19 protein-coding genes are annotated in these 20,944 nt (G+C 43.3%); 12 read left to right on the top strand and 7 right to left on the bottom strand.

Going from position 1 to position 20,944, the window contains the following annotated elements; translation table 11 throughout:
* Positions 1–19 precede the first annotated feature (19 nt).
* From gatB to alaS, 3 genes are all read right to left on the bottom strand, one after another.
* Positions 20–1,468 (bottom strand): Asp-tRNA(Asn)/Glu-tRNA(Gln) amidotransferase subunit GatB, encoded by a 1,449-nt coding sequence (gene gatB, locus FLA_RS25505; RefSeq protein WP_076375658.1) that lies wholly within the window; start codon positions 1,466–1,468, stop codon positions 20–22.
* 115 nt (positions 1,469–1,583) lie between these two features.
* Positions 1,584–2,681 (bottom strand): PDZ domain-containing protein, encoded by a 1,098-nt coding sequence (locus FLA_RS31755; RefSeq protein ID WP_076375656.1) that lies wholly within the window; start codon positions 2,679–2,681, stop codon positions 1,584–1,586.
* 276 nt (positions 2,682–2,957) lie between these two features.
* Positions 2,958–5,582: an alanine--tRNA ligase gene (gene alaS, locus FLA_RS25495; RefSeq protein ID WP_076375654.1), complete on the bottom strand. Its 2,625-nt coding sequence runs from the start codon at positions 5,580–5,582 to the stop codon at positions 2,958–2,960.
* 106 nt (positions 5,583–5,688) lie between these two features.
* Between alaS and FLA_RS25490 the strand changes: the two genes are divergently transcribed.
* The 4 genes from FLA_RS25490 (at position 5,689) to FLA_RS25475 (ending at position 10,452) form a co-directional block, all read left to right on the top strand.
* Complete coding sequence (locus FLA_RS25490) at positions 5,689–6,660, top strand: peptidoglycan DD-metalloendopeptidase family protein (protein ID WP_076375652.1); 972 nt, start codon at positions 5,689–5,691, stop codon at positions 6,658–6,660.
* Positions 6,661–6,704: 44 nt separating this feature from the next.
* Entirely contained in the window at positions 6,705–7,415 is a 711-nt protein-coding gene (locus FLA_RS25485) for a Crp/Fnr family transcriptional regulator (protein WP_076375650.1), read from the top strand.
* Between the two features lie 86 nt (positions 7,416–7,501).
* Positions 7,502–8,035, top strand: a complete 534-nt coding sequence (locus tag FLA_RS25480; RefSeq protein ID WP_076375648.1) for a hemerythrin domain-containing protein — start codon at positions 7,502–7,504, stop codon at positions 8,033–8,035.
* Between the two features lie 2 nt (positions 8,036–8,037).
* Complete coding sequence (locus tag FLA_RS25475; RefSeq protein ID WP_076375646.1) at positions 8,038–10,452, top strand: heavy metal translocating P-type ATPase; 2,415 nt, start codon at positions 8,038–8,040, stop codon at positions 10,450–10,452.
* Between the two features lie 112 nt (positions 10,453–10,564).
* On the opposite strand, the gene FLA_RS25470 is transcribed toward FLA_RS25475, so the two are convergent.
* On the bottom strand, positions 10,565–11,584 hold the full coding sequence (locus FLA_RS25470; protein ID WP_076375644.1) for an outer membrane beta-barrel protein: 1,020 nt from the start codon (positions 11,582–11,584) through the stop codon (positions 10,565–10,567).
* Positions 11,585–11,741: 157 nt separating this feature from the next.
* On the opposite strand from FLA_RS25470, the gene ccoS reads away from it, so the two are divergent.
* The 8 genes from ccoS to FLA_RS25430 all read left to right on the top strand — a co-directional run bounded on the left by ccoS (position 11,742) and on the right by FLA_RS25430 (position 18,856).
* Entirely contained in the window at positions 11,742–11,906 is a 165-nt protein-coding gene (gene ccoS / locus FLA_RS25465) for a cbb3-type cytochrome oxidase assembly protein CcoS (RefSeq protein WP_076375642.1), read from the top strand.
* Between the two features lie 12 nt (positions 11,907–11,918).
* A complete protein-coding gene (gene ccoN / locus FLA_RS25460) occupies positions 11,919–14,051 on the top strand; it encodes a cytochrome-c oxidase, cbb3-type subunit I (RefSeq protein ID WP_076375640.1) in 2,133 nt (710 codons plus the stop codon).
* 18 nt (positions 14,052–14,069) lie between these two features.
* Complete coding sequence (locus tag FLA_RS25455) at positions 14,070–14,228, top strand: cytochrome C oxidase Cbb3 (protein WP_076375638.1); 159 nt, start codon at positions 14,070–14,072, stop codon at positions 14,226–14,228.
* A 12-nt stretch (positions 14,229–14,240) separates the two neighbouring features.
* On the top strand, positions 14,241–15,416 hold the full coding sequence (locus tag FLA_RS25450) for a cbb3-type cytochrome c oxidase N-terminal domain-containing protein (protein ID WP_159445057.1): 1,176 nt from the start codon (positions 14,241–14,243) through the stop codon (positions 15,414–15,416).
* A 17-nt stretch (positions 15,417–15,433) separates the two neighbouring features.
* Complete coding sequence (ccoG, locus tag FLA_RS25445; RefSeq protein ID WP_076375636.1) at positions 15,434–16,840, top strand: cytochrome c oxidase accessory protein CcoG; 1,407 nt, start codon at positions 15,434–15,436, stop codon at positions 16,838–16,840.
* A gap of 21 nt (positions 16,841–16,861) precedes the next feature.
* Positions 16,862–17,296 carry a FixH family protein gene (locus FLA_RS25440; RefSeq protein WP_076375634.1) on the top strand — a complete coding sequence of 145 codons (435 nt, stop codon included), beginning with the start codon at positions 16,862–16,864 and terminating at the stop codon, positions 17,294–17,296.
* Complete coding sequence (locus tag FLA_RS25435) at positions 17,296–18,006, top strand: sulfite exporter TauE/SafE family protein (RefSeq protein WP_076375632.1); 711 nt, start codon at positions 17,296–17,298, stop codon at positions 18,004–18,006. Before FLA_RS25440 ends, FLA_RS25435 begins: the two co-directional genes overlap by 1 nt.
* 88 nt (positions 18,007–18,094) lie before the next feature.
* Entirely contained in the window at positions 18,095–18,856 is a 762-nt protein-coding gene (locus FLA_RS25430; protein WP_076375630.1) for a tyrosine-protein phosphatase, read from the top strand.
* Positions 18,857–19,104: 248 nt separating this feature from the next.
* Here the strand turns inward: FLA_RS25430 and FLA_RS25425 are convergent, their stop codons facing one another.
* The 3 genes from FLA_RS25425 to FLA_RS25415 are packed head-to-tail and all read right to left on the bottom strand — an operon-like array spanning position 19,105 to position 20,930.
* A complete protein-coding gene (locus tag FLA_RS25425) occupies positions 19,105–19,503 on the bottom strand; it encodes a VanZ family protein (protein ID WP_076375628.1) in 399 nt (132 codons plus the stop codon).
* Positions 19,504–19,557: 54 nt separating this feature from the next.
* Complete coding sequence (locus FLA_RS25420; protein ID WP_076375627.1) at positions 19,558–20,385, bottom strand: anti-sigma factor; 828 nt, start codon at positions 20,383–20,385, stop codon at positions 19,558–19,560.
* A complete protein-coding gene (locus tag FLA_RS25415; protein WP_076375625.1) occupies positions 20,385–20,930 on the bottom strand; it encodes an RNA polymerase sigma factor in 546 nt (181 codons plus the stop codon). The genes FLA_RS25420 and FLA_RS25415 overlap by 1 nt, the downstream gene beginning before the upstream one ends.
* Between the last annotated feature and the right edge of the window lie 14 nt (positions 20,931–20,944).

Below are 20,944 nucleotides of genomic sequence, written 5' to 3'. Positions count from 1 at the left end.
CACTTACTCGTTTTGTATGTTATTTTAATTTCTCCTGTATCAACGTAGTTACCAGTTTGGGATCTGCTTTTCCTTTGCTGATCTTTTTCACTTCGCCTACAAACAGGCCTATTAATCCTTTCTTACCTTTTTTATATTCTGCTACCTTATCGGGCATACTTTCCAGCGCTTGTATTACCCAGGCTTCCAGCTCTCCGGAATCACTCACCTGTAGTACGTTTAATTCAGTGGCTATCTCCAGCGCTTCTTTGCCGGGAGCATTGACCATAGCAGGAAATACACGGGAAGATGCCACGGAAAAGTTTACCTGGCCTTCTTCTACCAACTGCAATAAACCCGCCAGCAACACAGGGGTGATGGTTAATTGTTCAATGCCCAATTTGTTTTCGTTCAGGTATTGCTTCACCGGACCATTGATAAAGTTGGCGGCGGCCTTGTACAGGCTGGTATGTTTTACTACTGCGTTAAAGTAATCCGTAGTTTCTTTTTCGGCACAGAGCTGTGCTGCATCATATTCCGATAAGCCCAGTTCCTGCTGATATACATGCAGCAGTTCGGCTGGGAGTGCGGGCAGTTGTTCGCGTATAGATTGAATAAATGACTGCTTGAGATGGAATGGAGCCAGGTCGGGTTCGGCAAAATACCGGTAATCGTTGGCTTCCTCTTTGTCTCTGATAGCGAAGGTGGTGTCGTTACTGGCGTCAAAACTGCGGGTTTGCTGTCTCACGGTGCCGCCTGATTCCACCAGTTGTATCATGCGTTCTATTTCAAACTCAATGGCTTTTTTTACGTTGCGGATGCTGTTGAGGTTTTTCACCTCTACCTTGGTACCCAGTTTGGTTTCACCTTTCAGGCGTATAGACACGTTAGCATCGCAGCGCATGCTGCCTTCTTCCATGTTACCATCACATACTGCAAGCCATCTAACCAGGCGTCGTACTTCGGTCACATACTGGTAAGCTTCTTCGGCATTGTGCAGGTCGGGCTCAGTAACAATTTCTATTAAGGCAACACCGGCGCGGTTATAATCCACACAGGTGTAATTATCATCAATATCATGAATGCTTTTGCCTGCATCTTCTTCCAGGTGAATGCGGTTTAACTGTACATTCCTGCTGGTTTCCCCCACTTTAATAGCAACATGCCCACCCTTACAAATAGGTGTGGTGTGTTGCGATACCTGGTACCCTTTGGGAAGGTCGGGGTAGAAATAGTTTTTACGGGCAAAGTAGTTGTACTCCTCAATTTCGCAGTTACAGGCAAGGCCCATGCGTATAGCATATTCTACTGCCTTTTTGTTGGTTTTGGGCAGGGTTCCGGGATGCCCCAGGGTTATGGGACTCACCTGCGTATTGGGCGCTGCGCCAAAGGAGGTAGCGTCGCCACTGAACAATTTGCTGGCAGTTGCCAGCTGCGCGTGAATTTCCAGCCCGATCACGGCTTCGTATTTGTCTGAAATATGGCTCATTGTACTGCGAATGTACCTATAAACGGGCAACAAAAAACCGTTGCTGGATAACAACGGTTCATTGCATTGCTGAAACTGTATATCGAAGAATGAAGAAACTAGAGATCGGATGTTTTCAGTTTTTTAGGAAATTTATCTGGGCAGTACGCACCTCTTTACCATGCAGATAACCGATATTAACGGTATCTCCTTCCTTCACATTCTTCAACTGCTCTTTCAGGTCGTCTACTGATTGTATGTCTTTCCCGTTTACTGAAGTAACTACATCTTCTTTCTGAATACCTGCTTTAGCAGCGGGCGATTCTTCGGCAGCATGTAACACTTTTACACCTTTACCTTCTTCTGTGTCCTGCACCTGTAATCCCAGGTGTGGCTTGTGCATGCCCTCTTTGAATCCAAAGCTTCTGCCGCCGCGGAAGGGCTGCATATCTCCGCCACCAAAAAACTCCTGTAACTCAGGCATGTCGGGCATGTCAAATGCAAAATCATCATTATCATTGCTCCAGTTAAAATGCTGTACTCTATTCTCTCTTTTGGCCAACACGGCAGTAGCGGTAGCTTTTTTGCCGTTGCGGATATAGGTTACTTTCACTTTGTCTTCCGGCTTATGCTTGCCTACAAAAGCAGTAAGATCATCACTGTTGCTGATTGTTGTATCATTAATGCTGATGATAATATCATCTTTTTGTAATCCTGCTTTCACAGCAGGGCTTTCAGGAGATACGATCGTGATTTTTGCACCTTTCTCATCTTTTTCAGTCACTACACCTAACAGGGCTTTATTACCCGGCGAAAAAGTGCGCAACTCTTTGCTGAATCCTCTTTTAGGACCACGGAAATGGTTAAAAGCCTCAGGTGCATCAGGGGCTGCGGGAGCTTCTGGTGCATCAGGGGCATCCAAGCGACCAGGGGCTTCAGGACGTGGGGGCGCACCTGGACCAAATCGTTTGGAAAGGCCACGGCTACCACGAAAGTTAGCCCCCTCTTTAAAGCGATGAATTTCTAAACTGGAATCTTTATATTGATCAAGCGGTTTGCCATTAACAGTAATGTTATCTCCATCAATTACAATGGTCATTTTTTCATCTGCACCGCCTTTTTTCCGGATAATAATATTATCCTCTTTTTTAACATCCGGGGCCTGAGCATGTACTGTGCTGCTGAGTGCTGCCATACATGCAATGCCTGTAATGTGTTTAAGTATAGTTTTCATTCTGTATGATTTATGTTCTACGAATAATTTAGTAGATCAAATATAGGGAAGAAAATGAAATACGAAAGAGTTCGCAAATGTTAAAATGCAGCTAATTGACAAGCGGCAAAAAGTGACAGCAAAAGATGCGCCGTTGGCAGACGATGTAATGGAGATGGACGATTTATGGAAAAAACGAATAAAATATTAAAGAAAGAATAGGAGAATCTGGTCTGCATAAAAAAAGCCGCTGCATGGTTAGATGCAGCGGCTGAAGAATATATACACGCTATTACATTACAGCAGTGTTTTTACTTTTTCAATGGTTTGTGCCAGGTTGCTGGCATCCTGCCCGCCCGCTGTAGCAAGCGTTTTTTGTCCGCCGCCACCGCCTTTGATTAAAGGAGCAATATGCTCTTTAATAATTTTAGGCGCTTCCAGGCTTTTGTTGGTGCTAACACTGTCAGATAATAATACGGCCACCTGAGCTTTTCCTTCTATAGAAGCAGCTAACACTACTACATAGTCGCCGGTAAGGTCGTTCTTAATATCAAAGCACAGCTTTTTCAAACCATCTGCGCTGCTGGCATCAATTACGGCACCAATGAACTGGGTATTGTTTACCTGGGTAACCTGTTGTAACAACTCTTGTTTTACAACAGCCAGTTGCTTGGCTTCCAGGCTTTCGATGCGTTTTTTCAGCTCGGCGTTCTCTGTGCTAATATTTTCGATAGCCTTCAACAGGTCTTTCGGATTTTTCAACGCTTCTTTCACCTCTTTTATCTGGTTCAGTTGCTCTACTATATAAGTTTCAGCGGTTGCGCCACTTACTGCTTCTATACGGCGTACGCCGGCAGCAACTGCACTTTCATGCTTAATTTTAAAGAAGCCCAGTTTACCAGTAGCGCCTACGTGTGTGCCGCCACATAACTCAATGGAATAATTCGGGTCCATTACTACCACGCGTACCACATCTCCGTATTTTTCGCCAAACAATGCCATAGCACCCATTTGCACGGCTTCGTCTTTCGACATTTCTTTAATTACCACCGGAACGTTCTGGCGTATTTTTTCGTTTACTATCTGCTCAATCTTTGCCAGTTCTTCGTCGGTTACTTTAGCAAAATGGGAGAAGTCGAAACGTAGCTGATCGCTGTTTACCAGGCTACCTTTCTGTGCTACGTGGGCCCCCAGCACCTCACGTAAAGCGGCATGCAGCAGGTGGGTAGCACTATGATGTACACTAATGGCGCTTCTGCGGTTAGCATCTACTACGGCCAGCACTTCTGCATGAATGTTCTGCGGTAACGTATCGGTAAGCTGTATATACAGGTTGTTTTCTTTTTTGGTATCGATCACCTCAATGGCTTCCTCGTCAAATTGCAGAATACCGGTATCGCCAACCTGACCACCACTTTCGGCATAGAAAGGAGTGGCTTCCAGCACCAGCTGATACGCCTCTTTACCTTTGGCCTTTACCTTACGGTACTTAGTAACACGGGTTTTGGTTGACAAATGATCGTATCCAATAAAAGCAGTTTTGGTTTCCTCCTGTAACACTACCCAGTCTTCTGTGTCAATGGCGGTTGCGGCACGGCTGCGCTGCTTTTGCTGTTCCATTTCTACGGTAAAGCCGGCTTCATCTACTGCAAAGCCAGATTCAGAAGCTACCAGCCTGGTTAAATCCAGCGGGAAACCGTAGGTGTCATTTAATTCAAAAGCATCTTTACCAGTGATGGTTTTAGTGGCAGCAGAAGAGGTAATAATATCATCTATACGCTTCAACCCTTTATCCAGTGTGCGTAAGAATGCATCTTCTTCCTCACGGATCACTTTGCTTACAAAGTCAACCTGCTGTTGCAGTTCGGGGAATACATTGGCAAACTGTTCAGCAAGCACTGGCAACAGTTGATATAATAATGGCTGCTTACAATCCAGGTAGGAGTAGTAATATCTTACTGCTCTTCTTAAAATACGCCTGATTACATAGCCTGCGCCTGTGTTAGAAGGCAGCTGGCCATCGGCGGTAGTAAAAGAAATTGCCCTGATGTGATCGGCAATAACGCGGAAAGCAACGGCTTCTTTGCTGTCGCTGTAGTCATATTTTTTACCGGTGATTTTTTCCGTAGCACTGATGGTGCCAGTGAATACATCGGTATCGTAGTTAGATGTTTTGCCCTGTATAACACGAACCAGGCGTTCAAAGCCCATTCCAGTATCTACATGTTTAGCAGGCAATGGTTCCAGGCTACCGTCTTTTAAACGGTTAAACTGCATGAATACGTTATTCCATATTTCTATTACCTGCGGATGATCAGCGTTTACCAGTGTTTTACCCTCTACCAGTTTTCTCTCACTATCCGGACGGCAGTCAACGTGGATTTCTGAACAAGGACCACAAGGGCCGGTATCGCCCATTTCCCAGAAATTATCTTTTTTATTGCCCAGCAAAATCCTGTCTTCCGCAATCCATTGCTTCCATTCGTTGAAAGCTTCTTCGTCTTTAGGAAGGTTTTCTTTGCTGTCGCCTTCAAAAATGGTTACATATAAGCGGTCTTTATCCAGTTTGTATACTTCGGTAAGCAGTTCCCAGCTCCAGGCTATGGCTTCTTTCTTGAAATAGTCACCAAAGCTCCAGTTGCCCAGCATTTCAAACATGGTGTGGTGATAGGTATCGACACCTACTTCTTCCAGGTCGTTATGCTTTCCGCTTACCCGCAAACATTTTTGCGTATCGGCCACACGGGTGCTGTCAGGCTTTTTATTACCCAGAAAGTAGTCTTTAAACTGGTTCATGCCTGCATTGGTGAACAGTAAAGTAGGGTCGTTTTTAACTACAATGGGTGCAGAAGGTACAATAACGTGCCCTTTTGACTTAAAAAAATCTAAGAACTGCTGCCTGATAGCTGCGCTGGTTAACATAAAAAATCATTCGTTTTTATAAATAGTATATTTAAAGATGTAAGCCGTTATCTTTGTTGGCTTACAAAGTGGCCAAAGGTAAAGTAAGAAATTTAAGGGCGGTGGGATGAAAAAAATTAAATACTTCTATAATACACATACTCTCCGGTACGAAAAGCTAATTACTCCATTGAGAATTAAGTTGTTACGTATCCTCGGCTTTGTTGCTGCCGCCATTGTTACGGCTTCTATAATTGTGGCTATAGCTTTCCAATATGTTGATTCACCTAAAGAAAAAGTACTGAAACAACAGAATGAAGATCTGAAACAGAGCTACAGTGTTTTTCAGGAAAAGCTTCGTCAGCTGCAACAGCAAATGACCGAATTGCAAAACAGGGACAATAATGTGTATCGTGCCATATTTGAAGCCGCCCCCATTCCGGACAGCGCCCGCTTAAAGGAAATGGAAAAGAATAAAGAGGTGCAATTGGTGCAGGGGATGGGCGAAACGCAACTGGTGCAGGAAATGACCACCCAGTTAAACCTGCTTAGTAAAAGAGCCGCCTTCCAGGAAAAATCATATAAAGAAATTGATGGCATGTTAAAGGATAAGGAAAAGCTATTAGCTGCCATTCCTGCCATTCAACCTGTAAGCAACAAAGATTTAAATCGCATTGCATCCGGTTTCGGATACCGGGTAGATCCGGTATATAAAGTAACGAAGTTTCACGCTGGGCTTGATTTTACCGCACCGCAGGGCACGCCTATTTATGCCACTGCAGATGGTGTAATAAAAGAAGCCAACTTTAATGCGGGTGGATATGGTAACCACGTGGTGATTAACCACGGCTATGGATATGAAACCCTGTATGGTCACATGTATAAGATTAAAGCCAAACCAGGCGATCATGTAAGGCGCGGCGAGGTAATAGGGTATGTGGGCAGCACAGGTAAAAGCACCGGCCCACACTGCCATTACGAAGTACACCGCAGCGGTGAACGCGTAGATCCGGTGTACTATTTTTCCAACGATTTATCGCCTGACCAGTTTGACCGTTTGTTGAAACTGGCAGCAGCCAGCAACCAGAGCTTCGATTAATAGGGCGAAAATTGAATATCTTTGCGGCAACTTCAATATTCAGCATGAAGCATACCACCGATTCCACCGGTTGCCAATATTGTGACCACCGACTTACTTCTGTGTTGTGTAAAGCACGCAGCGAGTATATTGATGCCTTTAACGATCAAAAGATTAGTAACCAGTACAAGAAGGGTCAGTTGATTTTTAGTGAGGGTACTTATCCCTTTGGCGTGTATTGCATCAACTCCGGTAAAATAAAGCTGTCACATCTGGGAGATGATGGTAAAGAGCAGATCACCCGTCTGCTACGGGGTGGCGATGTGCTGGGTTATAGGGCTTTATTAAGTGGCGACCGCTACAGCGCTTCGGCAGTAGCCCTGGAAGATACACAGGTATGTTTTATTCCTAAAGACCTGTTTGTAAAGGCCCTGAAAAATGATCCGGCGCTTTCTTTTGAAATGATGAAGCTGTTAAGCCAGGAGCTGCACAAGGCTGAGCTGAAAATTACGCACCTGGCACAAAAGCCGGTACGGGAAAGACTGGCCGAAACCCTGCTTTTTATTAAAGAAACCTATGGTTTTGAGGAAGATGGTATTACACTAAGTGTAAAACTTTCCCGCGAAGAAATAGCCAACCTGGTAGGCACTGCTACTGAATCTACCATACGCCTGCTCTCAGAATTTAAAAAAGATGGCATTATTGACCTGGACGGCAAGAAAATCAAACTCATGAAGCCCGCCGCCCTGCTTACCATTGCCAACCTGCAGGATTAATCCATGATAAAAGTCATATAGCCCGCTGATGGAACTCATTTTTGAGCCATCTGCATCGTTATACCTTGCCCTTAAATTGGCAATGTATGCAATTGTACCAGTTCAATCATCTGCAGGAAAGCGAATTCACTCCGGCCGCATTGTGCGAACTGGTTGAACGGGATTATCATTTGCTCATTACCGGGTTGTGCAATACTATTCATGATTACCTGCTGCAGCATCCCCAGATAGAAGACCTGCCCGATTCTGTGGCAGAGCTGGTGCACCTGCTTTTTACCAAGCTGGAAGATGAGTTAAAGCACCTGTTTTTAAAAGAAGCAGGTATTGTGTTTCCCTGTATTCGGAAATGGCAGCAAGAGCAGCATTGTCAGGTAGGTAATACCACTGGTATGATAGATTCGGTGGTGCATACACAATCTGTAATAGCGGCCCTGATGCAACGTATACGGCAATTACTGGGCAATTTTGGTAGTATGCCGCATTTTCAAATGGGCTGGAAAGTGTGTTTGAACAACTTGTTTAAACTGGAAACACTCGTATTTCAATGGATTCACATTGGGCAAAATTTGCTGTACCCTGCTGTAAAGGAGTTAACTGGCAATGGCTCGAAAAATAAATAACTATGGCTTCAATAGAGATAAAAACTGCATGTTTTCATTGTGGGGAAGATTGTAGCGATAAGCCGGTAATGAGTTTTGGTAAGCAGTTTTGCTGCGATGGGTGTAGTATGGTATACAACATTTTGCAGCGTAACGGCATGTGTGATTATTACGATATCTCCAATAATCCGGGTGTTAACCAGCGGCAGCCGGTGCGGCAGAATAAATTCCAGTTCCTGGACGATGAAAAAGTAAGCCGTTCTATTATCAGTTTTGAAAATGACGATCGCACTTTCGTTACTTTTTATTTACCGCAAATACATTGCAGCAGCTGTTTGTGGTTGCTGGAAAATTTGCATCGCCTGCAACCGGCCATCATTTCTTCTAAAGTCAACTTCCCCAGTAAGGAAGTTGAAATCTTTTTCGATCATCATAAACTCACGCTGCGGCAGGTGGCTGAGCTGCTCACCAGTGTAGGGTACGAACCATATATCAGCTTAAAGCAGTTTGCGGCGGATAAGCCCAAATCAGATAATTCTAAAATATACAAGCTTGGGGTGGCAGGCTTTTGCTTTGCCAACATTATGTTGCTGAGCTTTCCGGAATACCTGGGTATAGATGTGCATGAGCAATACCTGGTAAATGTGTTCCGGGGCATTAATTTGTTGTTGAGCTTGCCCGTGTTTTTTTACAGCGCTCTGGAGTTTTATAAAAGTGCCTGGAAAGGTTTAAAGCATGGTTTCCTGAATATAGATACGCCCATAGTACTGGCTATACTGGTAACTTTTGGCCGAAGCGTGTATGAAGTGCTTTCCGGTACCGGGGGCGGTTATTTCGATTCTATGTCAGGTATTGTGTTGTTTATGCTGATAGGGCGTGTGTTGCAGGATAAAACATACGACAGGCTCAACTTTGAACGTGACTATACTTCTTACTTTCCGATAGCGGTAACGCGTATGCTGGATGGGGCAGAAGAAACGGTGATGTTACCCGATATTCATCTGGATGATACTTTGTTAATTCATAACGAAGAGCTGATACCCGCCGATGGCATTATCACACGTGGCAAAGCGTATATCGATTACAGCTTTGTAACTGGTGAAAGTGTTCCTGTAGTAAAAGAGGTAGGTGAAATTGTTTACGCAGGCGGCAAGCAGGTGGGAGGCAACATTGAGTTGATGGTAATTAAAGAGGTGGCGCAAAGCTATTTAACCCGTTTATGGAACAGGGAAGAATGGCAAAAGAAAAAGGCAGATGAGGAGCGTTCCTTTGTGCACCTGTTAAGTCGTTATTTCACCTGGATTTTGTTTACGATAGCATTTGGTGCTGCTGTGTATTGGTATATGCACGATGCTGCTAAAATATGGAGTGCGGTTACTGCGGTATTAATTGTAGCCTGCCCCTGTGCTTTATTATTGAGTAACACCTTTACCAATGGCAACATCCTGCGTTTGCTGGGAAGGCAACAGTTGTATTTGCGTAATGCGCAGGTGATAGAAGAAATAGCCAATGCAGATCATATCGTATTTGACAAAACCGGTACGCTTACCGAAGCACACAACAGCGAAATTGAATATAAAGGCCGGGAGCTTACATTGGACCTGAAAGTGAAAATAGCGTCCCTGGCTGCGCAAAGCAATCACCCTATGAGTAAGGCGCTGGTACGCTGGGCCAATACGCGTCGCAAAAAACAGGTGTTGGGCTTTAAAGAAATACCCGGTGCCGGTATTGAAGGCATTGTAGATAACGACCTGATAGCAATAGGCTCTCGCAAGTTTGTATGTAACGATCTGGCTGGTGTAGAAAAAACGGCAACTATGTATGTGTCCATAGAAGATAAAGTATGGGGTTGCTTTATGGTCAGAAACCGTTACAGAACAGAAGTGCCTGAACTGCTGGAGCATTTGCAAAAAATATACCCGGTAACCATTTTAAGTGGCGACAATGATGCGGAGCAAAGATATCTATCGGGCTTATTGGTGCGTGGCTCTTATGTATTGTTTAATCAGGGGCCGGAAGATAAACTAAAGGTAATTGAACGTTTGCAGGAAGAAGGTAAACGGGTAATGATGATTGGTGATGGCCTGAATGATGCAGGGGCATTAAAGCAGGCAGATGTGGGGATTGCTGTAACAGAAGATTCTAATTGTTTTACACCTGCCTGTGATGCTATACTGGAAGCGAAGCAGTTAACTACCCTGGGAAGAATTATACGTCTGTGCCGGGTAAATAAGAAAGTGGTAATGGCGGCTTTTGTGGTGTCTATAGTATATAATATAGTAGGATTGTCTTTTGCCGTACAGGCAAAATTGTCGCCTATGATTGCAGCTATCTTAATGCCCAGTAGTAGCCTTACCATTATGCTGTTGACTTTTGGAGTGAGTAATATAGCAGCTTACCTGCTAAGGTTAAAGGGGAAGCCGGCGGGTATTAAATAGATGTGTATAAAAAGTAACAGACCATAGTGTGGGAGATGATCCTCGTTTACAACCTGACTAATTGCTTAGTAAATATGTCTGGCACCTATGGTCTGTTATTATATAAAAGGTATTAAATCCTGAATTTGATACCCAGGTTCAAGCCTAAGCCACCTATGTTGATATAAGATTTTAAATCATTGGCGGGCTTATTATTATCCTTGTATTGGGTTTGCGTGGGATGGGCCGGGTCTGTTACACCTGTTGGGGTGTTAGAACTGGTATTCACGGTGGTTTGATAATCAGTATATCTTTCCGCAGTAGACAAATCGTTTAAACCTCTGCTGGTGGGGCCGCTTACAGTAGCTCCATTGGTAACGTTGATTACCTTTAAGGTTTCTGCATACTCCTTCACTTCCTTGCTTTTGCTTTGTACCGGCACGTTCCTGTATTCTGTTTCCAGGAACAGGGAAAGATTATTGCCTAATTTATAAGTGACACCTAAAGCGCCCTGGAACCCTACAGTCATATTAGGCTTAACTGCTTCTTTACGTTGAACACTTACCTGCGATAGTAAGGTAGGTGCTCCGGTAACACTGCTGGCTTTATATCCAGCTGTTTCAATATACAATCTACCCCATACCGGCACTACTACCCCAATACGAACATAGGGATTGAGCTTTCCTTTGGATGCAGGGTTTAATACAATAGAAGGTGCTACGTCAATGGCGTTTACGTGACCATGCGATTCTACAGAACCTAGTACAGTGCTACTACCTTCGGCAGTGGTAACCTGGTGTGTCATCAGGTTGGTTTTGCTATGGTAGTAATTGGCAGATAATTCCACAGCTACATAATTGTTGATGTCAAATCCTGCGGTAAGTCCACCCCTTACGCCGGCGCCGTAAGAGCCAGTAAGTACTTTGTCGGATGTTACACTGGTAGCTCCCGTGCTGGTATTATACGTTTGGTAGGTTTCCCGCGGGTCGTAGGCGCCTACTTTAGGAAACTGACCCGGAGATACACTGAAAAAATACCCTCCCGCTGCTTTCAGGTAAAATCTTTTTGCTGGTGCTGGTTTGTCTTGTGCCTGTAAAGAGAAGGATGTACACAGGCTGATGGCAATCAGGCTAATGGTGATGCTTTTCGTCATATGGGCAATGTTTAATACTAAATGTACTCAAATAGTATGCTCAAAGTAATACGACCGGCGTTAAAACATGACAAAAATCAGCGAAACGGTTGAGTTATGTCATAGGGGGGCGGAATAGGCCTATCTACTTTTGGGGGGTTATTTCATTACATTATTCATGACTGTAATTATCCTTTTACTGGTTGTAAGTATTTCAGTAGCTGCGCTTTTTCTGGCTGCTTTTATCTGGAACGTCAAGAGCGGACAGTACCGGGATGAAGAAGGTCCGCCCGTGAGAATACTGTTTGACGATAATCATACCTCTACAATTGATGAACCTTAATTCAAATCTTCTATGCAGGTGGAAAAGTTCTATTATGATAACCGGATTGTAAAGATGTTTGCCTATGCCACCATATTGTGGGGTGTGGTGGGCATGCTGGCTGGTTTGCTGGCCGCAGTTCAGTTATATTTACCTGGTGCCAACTTTAACCTGGCCCCTACGACCTTTGGTCGCGTTCGTCCCGTTCATACCAACGCGGTGATTTTTGCGTTTGTGGGCAACGGTATTTTCATGGGTGTTTACTACTCGCTGCAAAGGCTGTGTAAAGCCCGTATGTTTAGCGATGTGCTAAGCAAAATTCATTTCTGGGGCTGGCAACTGATCATTGTATCTGCTGCTATTACCTTACTGGCAGGGTATACTTCCGGTAAAGAATATGCCGAGCTGGAATGGCCTATTGATATCGCTATTACCCTCATTTGGGTAGTGTTTGGTATTAATATGTTCGGTACTATTTTAAAAAGACGCGAAAGTCATTTGTATGTAGCCATCTGGTTTTACATCGCTACCTGGGTAACCGTAGCCATGCTGCATATTGTAAACTCTTTTGAGATCCCTGTTTCTTTTATGAAAAGCTACAGTTGGTATGCGGGTGTGCAGGATGCGTTGGTGCAATGGTGGTATGGTCATAACGCGGTGGCGTTTTTCCTTACTACTCCTTACCTGGGCCTGATGTATTACTTCCTGCCCAAAGCAGCTAACAGGCCGGTTTACAGCTACCGCTTATCTATTATTCACTTCTGGGCGTTGATATTCATCTATATATGGGCTGGCCCGCACCACCTGTTATATACTGCGTTGCCTGATTGGGCACAAAGCCTGGGTGTAGTGTTTAGCATCATGCTTATTGCACCAAGCTGGGGTGGTATGTTGAATGGATTGTTTACGTTAAGAGGTGCATGGGATAAAGTACGGGAAGAGCCGGTATTGAAATTCCTGGTAGTTGCTATTACCTGTTATGGTATGGCCACTTTTGAAGGTCCGATGCTGAGCCTGAAAAACGTAAACGCTATTTCACACTTTACCGACTGGACTATTGCGCACGTGCACATTGGCGCATTAGGTTGGAATGGTTTCTTAACCTTTGGTGTACTGTATTGGATCATCCCTAAAATTTTCAATACGCCATTATATTCAAAAAAACTGGCCAATAGTCATTTCTGGATAGGTACTATAGGTATTATATTATATGCTGTTCCATTGTACTGGGCTGCTTTTACCCAAAGCATGATGTGGAAGTCTTTCACTGAAGAAGGACAACTGAAATTCCAGTTCCTGGAAACAGTAACCCATATATTGCCTATGTATGTTACACGTAGCCTGGGTGGTTTGCTGTACCTGAGCGGTGTGCTGGTGATGTGTTACAACCTGTGCAAAACAGTGAAAGCGGGCAAACTGGTGGCTAACGAAGCAGCAGAAGCAGCGCCATTACCTAAAGTGATAGAAACACATGGTAAAGAACACTGGCATCGCTGGATTGAAAGAAGGCCTATACAGTTACTGGTGTTCAGTCTGGTGGCAGTAGCTATTGGTGGCGCACTGGAAATGGTACCTACTTTCTTGGTAAAGAGCAATATTCCTACCATCGCTTCTGTGAAGCCTTATACTCCGTTAGAATTGCAGGGACGGGATATTTATATCAGAGAAGGTTGTTACACCTGCCACTCACAGATGATACGCCCTTTCCGTGATGAAGTAGCACGTTATGGAGAGTATAGTAAGGCTGGTGAGTTTGTGTACGATCATCCATTCCAGTGGGGCAGCAAAAGAACTGGTCCGGACCTGGCAAGGATAGGTGGTAAGTATCCTGACAGCTGGCACTATAACCACATGATGGACCCACGTATTATGTCGCCCGGATCTATTATGCCTAACTATCCCTGGTTGCTGGATAATAAAATAGATACCGCTTCTACCGCAGCTAAAATAAGGGCTATGCAAACGTTAGGTGTGCCTTATGCAGCGGGATATGATAAAGTGGCGAATGCCGATCTGGTACAGCAGGCAACAGCTATCAAACAAAGGTTAAAGAACGACAAAATTGAAACCAGCAGCCAGGCAGAAATAGTGGCGCTGATAGCCTATTTGCAAAGAGTGGGAACAGATATCAGGCCTTCTGTAACAGCACAGGCTAATAATCAATAATCCTTAAACATTACTACAATGAAATTTATTCATTACCTGGAAAAGATTACTGGTGTTGATGTGTTTGCGCTAGGTTCCTTTTTTATCTTTTTTAGTTTTTTTCTTATCGTGACTTTATGGGCATTCAAAGCCGATAAAAAGCTGATTGATCACATTAACCGTATTCCATTAGATTAATACATGTGCAAAATGAGTTGCTTATTAAAATATAAACAGCGGTTTTTTATACTGATGGGCCTGTTACTGCCCATGTCAGTGTTTGCTGGTGGCCCTCCCGTAAAAAGCGAAATGGACAACCCTTTAGCCATTACATTGGTGTGCGTGAGCATTGGTTTGTTGTTGGCCATTGGTGGCCTGGCTTATGTAGTGCTGAGTGCAGCCCAGTTATTTGTATTGAAATACAAAGAAGAGCAAAAAGCAACGGGCGCAGGTACGGCAGGTAAAGTGTTAAGTGTGCTGGTGTTGTGTTTGGCAACTGGTCTGTTGCATGCACAGGATGCAGCAGCAGATGCTGCCACTACAGCTCCGGTATCTACACAAATTGCCGGCATGTCGCAGGTGTCATTTTATACGCTGGTATCAGTAATCGCGCTGGAACTGGTGGTGATACTGGCATTGTTGTTTAACCTGAAAGTGTTACTGGGCAGGCAAAAAGCAGCGGTAGCGGTAAGTGAAGTGCAGGAAGAAAAAGTGCCCGCATGGAAAACATGGTGGAGTAAAATGAACTCCTTCCGTTCCATGAAAGAAGAAGCAGCGCTTGAATTGAATCACGACTATGATGGTATCAGAGAGCTGGATAATAAGCTTCCACCATGGTGGTTATATGGTTTTTACCTGACCATTTTTGTAGCTATAGTGTACATCTGGCGTTTCCACGTGTCTAACAGCGCGCCTTTAAGTCAGGAAGAGTATGCTATTGAAATGGAGAAGGCAGAAGCGGCCAAGGCTATTTACCTGGCAAAAGCAGCTAACAACGTAGATGAGAGTACGGTAAAACTGCTTACGGATGACGCTTCGTTGGAAGGGGGTAAAAAAATATTTACTACCGTATGTGCTGCCTGTCATAGTGCAGATGGTGGTGGTGGCGTGGGGCCTAACCTTACCGATGATTACTGGCTGCATGGAGGTAATGTAAAAGATGTGTTTAAAACCATTAAATATGGCTGGCCTGAAAAAGGAATGAAAAGCTGGAAGGAAGATTATTCACCTGTGCAAATTGCCCAGTTAGCCAGTTATGTAAAAAGCCTGCATGGAACCAAACCGGCCACGCCGAAAGAACCGCAGGGTGAGTTGTTTTCAGAATCGAATGAGTCGGGTGCCGCTGCACCAGCCGCTAAAGACAGTGCAGCAGTTTCTTTAAGATAGTTTAAAAAGTGTGTGACATGGGTGCAGTTAAAGGTAATGATGGGGTGGATTTCAGAGATCGTATAGCCACTGTTGACGGTAAAGGCAAAAGGCAATGGATTTTTGCGGTAAAACCTCAGGGTACTTATTATAATTACCGTACTGCACTTAGTTACGTTTATTTCCTGCTTTTTTTCAGCCTGCCTTTTATTTCTATAGAGGGCAGGCCTTTGTTTTTATTTAACATACCGGAAGCAAAGTTTATCCTGTTTAGCAAAGTGTTCTGGCCCCAGGATTTCTTCCTGTTCGGGGTGGTGATGATTGGTTTTATTTTCTTTATCATTCTTTTTACAGCTGCCTTTGGCAGGTTGTTTTGCGGGTGGATGTGTCCACAAACCATTTTTATGGAAATGCTTTTCCGTAAGCTGGAATATTGGATTGTAGGTAGTGCCAATGAACAAAAATTATTAAAAGAAGCGCCTTTCAGTGGTAAAAAAGCGGGTAAGCTTTTGCTGAAACATGCTAGTTTCTTTCTCCTGTCTTTTTTAATAGCCAACTGCTTCCTGGCCTATATTATAGGCGTGAAAGCGTTGGAGAAAATAGTAACAGAACCGCTATCCCAACATGTGGCAGGTTTTTTCTCTATCCTCATTTTTACCGGAGTGTTTTATGGCGTGTACGCATTTTTCAGAGAGCAGGTGTGTACGGCTGTTTGTCCCTATGGCAGATTGCAGGGTGTGTTGATTGATAAAAATACCATGTCGGTAGCTTACGACTATGGCAGGGGGGAGCCACGTGGCCGCGGTAAAAAAAGTGCTGAGGAAGAGCGCGGTGATTGTGTGGATTGTTTTCAATGCGTGCGTGTGTGCCCTACGGGAATTGATATTCGTAATGGTAACCAGATGGAGTGTGTGGGATGTACAGCTTGTATAGATGCTTGTAACGATGTAATGGCTAAGATGAAAAAGCCATTAGGTTTAATCCGGTACACTTCTGAGAATGCTATCAGCGACCGCACTTCATTTAAGTACACCGGCCGCATGAAATTATATACGGCTTTATGTGTAGCGGTACTGGCTTTACTGGGTGTGTTGTTGAATACCCGTAAAGACATTGATGCTACAGTGATAAGAACACCGGGTATATTATTCCAGGAAAGAGGTGCGGATAGTATCTCCAACCTGTATTCTCTTAAAATGATCAATAAAACTATCACTGCTATACCTGTAACGGTGCGGTTAGAGAATGTGAAAGGGGCTATTCAAATGATTGGTCATAACGAAGTTATAGCAGCCAGCGAAGGGCAGGGTAGCGGAACTTTCTTTGTAATTCTGCCACGTACAGTAATTCAACAGCGTAAAACGTCTATCACGTTAGGCTTTTACCAGGGCAATAAAAAAATAGCATCGGCAGTAAGCACTTTTGCGGGGCCGGTGAGCGAATAAGTAACAATAAAACATTTTAATATGAGTTGGGGAAACAGATTGATACTGGTATTTGTAGCCTTTGCTGCGTTAATAGGTACATTAGTATATAAAGCAGTGCACACCCGCTTCGACCTGGTGAGTGCAGATTATTATAAACAGGAACTGAGTTATCAGCAACGCATCAATGGTATTAAAAACGCTGGAGTTTTAGGCGTGCTGGCGGTGGAGCAAAACAACACCTCTGTAACTATTGTAATGCCCGATGCTTTAAAAGGGGCGATGGTAGAAGGGGAAGCCTGGTTTTACAGGAAAAGTAATGCTGATGCCGACTGTAAAGTTCCCTTACAGATAAACGAAGCTGGTGAGCAGGTTGTTAATAAACGATTATTGAAGCCAGGGCCTTACCTGCTAAAGATGGATATGAAAGCCAACGGTACTAATTATTATGTGGAAAAAGAACTACAGGTTAACTAATGTGGTGGGCAATTGTAATACCGGGGTTTTTACTGGGGTGCGTAAGCAGTTTGCACTGTGTAGGCATGTGTGGCCCACTGGTGCTTGCATTACCGCTAAATAACACTCATTCACCTAAATGGATAGGGCTGCTGTTATACCATGCCGGGCGTACCACTTCTTATGCATTATTAGGGGCAATAGCGGGTATTGCAGGACGAAGGGTGTTTGTGCCTGCCTGGCAGCACTGGTTGGCTGTTTTGGCAGGCAGTCTTATTATATTGACAGTTCTGGCAGGGGGCTTACAACGGGTTAGAAAACCCAATTTTTTATTCAGAAAGATGAATAAAGCCATCCTTGCCCTTACGCAATATTGTATGAGACAAAAAAGGATAGGTGCTTTTTATTTGTTGGGCATGGGTAATGGTTTTTTGCCTTGTGGTTTAGTGTTTATAGCTGTTACTACAGCCTTTGTATCTAACTCTTTTACAGGGGGGATATTATTTATGATAATGTATGGCCTGGGAACAAGCCCTTTGTTACTGTCTTTATCGCTGCTGGGATTTGCTGTGGGAATGCCTTTAAGAAATGCTTTTAAAAAAATTACTCCTGTTTTAACCATAATGGCGGGTGTTTTGCTTTTATTAAAGGGATTTAACGTTTCCATACCAATTATAAGTTATTGGTTACCTGAGCATAAGGAAGCTGTGGGATGCCAACCCTTAAACTAGTGGGTTTGTGCTGACACAGTTTGCGTTTAATTTGCTTTAGGTTTGGAGCAATTTCGAACCTCCCCGAAGACTAATTAACCGACAGGCCATGTTGTTCAACATTTTCAAAAATAAAAACGCCGATCACGCTTTGGACATCGTCCGGGAGCAGGCCTTCTCGTTCCTTGGCACTGACATACATTCTCATTTAATACCAGGTATAGATGATGGCTCAAAATCAATGGAAGATTCTATCCATTATATTGAGCAATTACAAAAACTGGGTTTCAGAAATATAGTTACCACTCCTCATATCAAATGGGGATATTATCAGAATACAAGGGAAACTATTTCCTGGGGATTAAGTCAGTTAAACAAGGCGCTGGAGAAAAAAGGAATAGATATAAGTGTGCGTGCAGCCGCTGAATACTTTATTGATGATTTTTTTCTCCAATTAATGCAAACAGAACCATTATTGGTGATTCGCGACAACGAAGTACTGGTAGAGCTTTCTTTTTATGCCGAGCCTTTTAGAGTACAGGATATCTTCTTCCGTATACAAACAGCAGGGTATAAGCCTGTATTGGCACATCCTGAACGTTACGGCTACTATCACGACAGAAAGGAGATGTACCGCACCTTAAAAAGAATGGGAGTGCTGTTGCAATTGAACCTTTTAGCATTAACAGGCCACTACGGCAAACAAGCCCAGGCAGTGAGTAACTGGTTGTTACAAGAGCATTTATATGACTATTGTGGAACCGATCTGCATCACGAAAATCACCTAGCGCAATTGCAGTCGTTAGCAGGATCTAAACAAATTAAGTTGTTACAACAATATGATTTTCTGAATGCTGGAGTAATGGCATAAACAGTTAACATTATCTTGTTTCTACTTAACATTTTATTATTAAACCTTACTTGAACTTTGTATTCTAAATAAAAGAAACGCAATAGCGGTAAAGCCTTAAAAAAAGTTCTTTTTATTTTCTTTAACAATCAAGATAAAAAAACTGGCATCGCATTTGTTTCTATAGAAATATAAAATCGCAAGTAGTCAATTTTCTCATAAGCAGTTAGTTTTGGTTGCGGCCCTTGTTTCAACAGGGGCCAATTTTTTTATATACTTTCCTGTTTCGCCCTGCTTCTTTTTATCTGCCAGTGTATAAGCAGTGCCCCTATTACACAACCTACTCCATCGGCAATAATATCAGTTAAGTCAAATGAACGGTTGGCTACATAATACTTCTGCACATATTCCATGGCAATACCATACACCAACCCGGTTGCTGCCAGTAACGGTAACAGCCTTTTGTTAGTAATGATCTGTTGCTTAAATGCAAGGGAAAATAAGTATACGAGAATGGAAAACATACCTATGTGCACCCACTTATCAAACAAAGGTATTTTATCAAAAAAGCTTACTTCCGGAAGCTCTTTACCCGGGATAGTTAAAAGATAATAGCTGAGGAAAAAGAACAGAATAGCGGGCAACAAGGCCAGGGATATTTTCTTCACGTTTTCGGATTTGCAACAAATATAAAAGGGCTGCGATTAACAGCCCTTTTATATTTATGATACTTTTCCTAATACATACATTTCCGTAAGTGTGGGGGAAGAACTGCCGCCTTCTTTTTCCAGCGTAATGGCAAAGGCTTCTGCTGTGGGAATGTTTTTCATTTTACATAATCCCTCGTTACAGTTCATTACACCTGCATCTACAGGCTTGCCATTCACAATAGCCCATAGCTGGTATTGTTTGCCAGAGGGGGCTTGTGGTAATTGATTGGCTATTATATATACATCTTTAGTTTGTGTATTCCAGTACAGTGTGGCCAGGCTATTTTCTTTGCCTGCTACACCAGGCATTTTAATAGTAGCCGTAGCCGGACTTTCTATCAGCTGCATGTTGGCCTTATATACATTAATAGAGGCTTCCAGTGTGTTTCTATCATTCAGCAATGCTTCATACTTTTCATTGCTTTGCTTGTAGTTGTTATAGTAATGATAATTAAAAGCCACACTAATAGCCAGTAGTATAATACAGGCTGCTGTTATTCTTTTCCAGGGATAGATGTTAACAACACTTGCTGTATTTGTAGTCTCTGTTGAAGATGCTGTGGTAGCATATAAGCTGGTTTTGTAACCGGCAGCATTACCTTCTTCAGGTATAAAATCGTTTTGTAAAGTAGCCAGTAGTTGTTCCCTGATAGCAGCATCCGGAACAGATGCATTGGCCATTGCATTTTTTTCAAATGCAATTTCTGTTTCATCCAAAGCCTGCTGAATGGCCGGATGAAGACGGGATAGCTCTAATAACTCGGCTGCTTCTTCGGCAGAAGCAAGGCCCAGTACATAGCTTTCTATTACACCGCTTTGTATGTATGCCTGTGTATCCACTATACTTTTACTGATTTTTTTAACTGTATTAATGCTGCTCGAAGTCGCGTTTTAACCGTGCCTAAAGGAATCTCAAGCATTTTTGCTATCTCCTCCTGGGTAAACCCTTGAAAGTAAGATAGCTCTACGAGTACTTTATGGTCGTCTTTTAACTGGTGAACCAGTTTGCGAAGACCAATTCTTTCGATGGGGGTAGTTGCGCTGTGTTCGCTTGACATATATACGTCTTCTGTCAATTCGCGGTTTTTCTGACTTTTGCGAAATTCCTTACTACGTACCATATCAATAGCAGCATTGCGCGCAATGTTGGTCATCCACGTAAATAAGCGGCCTTTGTTTTCATCATAGCTTTCTATCTGCTTCCATATTTTTACAAATACTTCCTGAAGCACATCATTAGCTGAATCCCTGTCGATAACTACTGCAGTTACAACAGTGTGCAAAGCACCGGCATAGTTTTCATACAAATAAACAAAAGCCGATTGATGTCTCTTTTTTAACTGATCCACCAGATCGGCTTCTGCAAGCTTTTTTAATTCCGGCATAGTGTTTTTATACT

The sequence above is a fragment of the Filimonas lacunae genome (assembly GCF_002355595.1).
Lineage (GTDB): Bacteria > Bacteroidota > Bacteroidia > Chitinophagales > Chitinophagaceae > Filimonas > Filimonas lacunae.
Note: the sequence above shows the minus strand (reverse complement) of the source record. Positions and strands in the feature narration are given on the sequence as shown.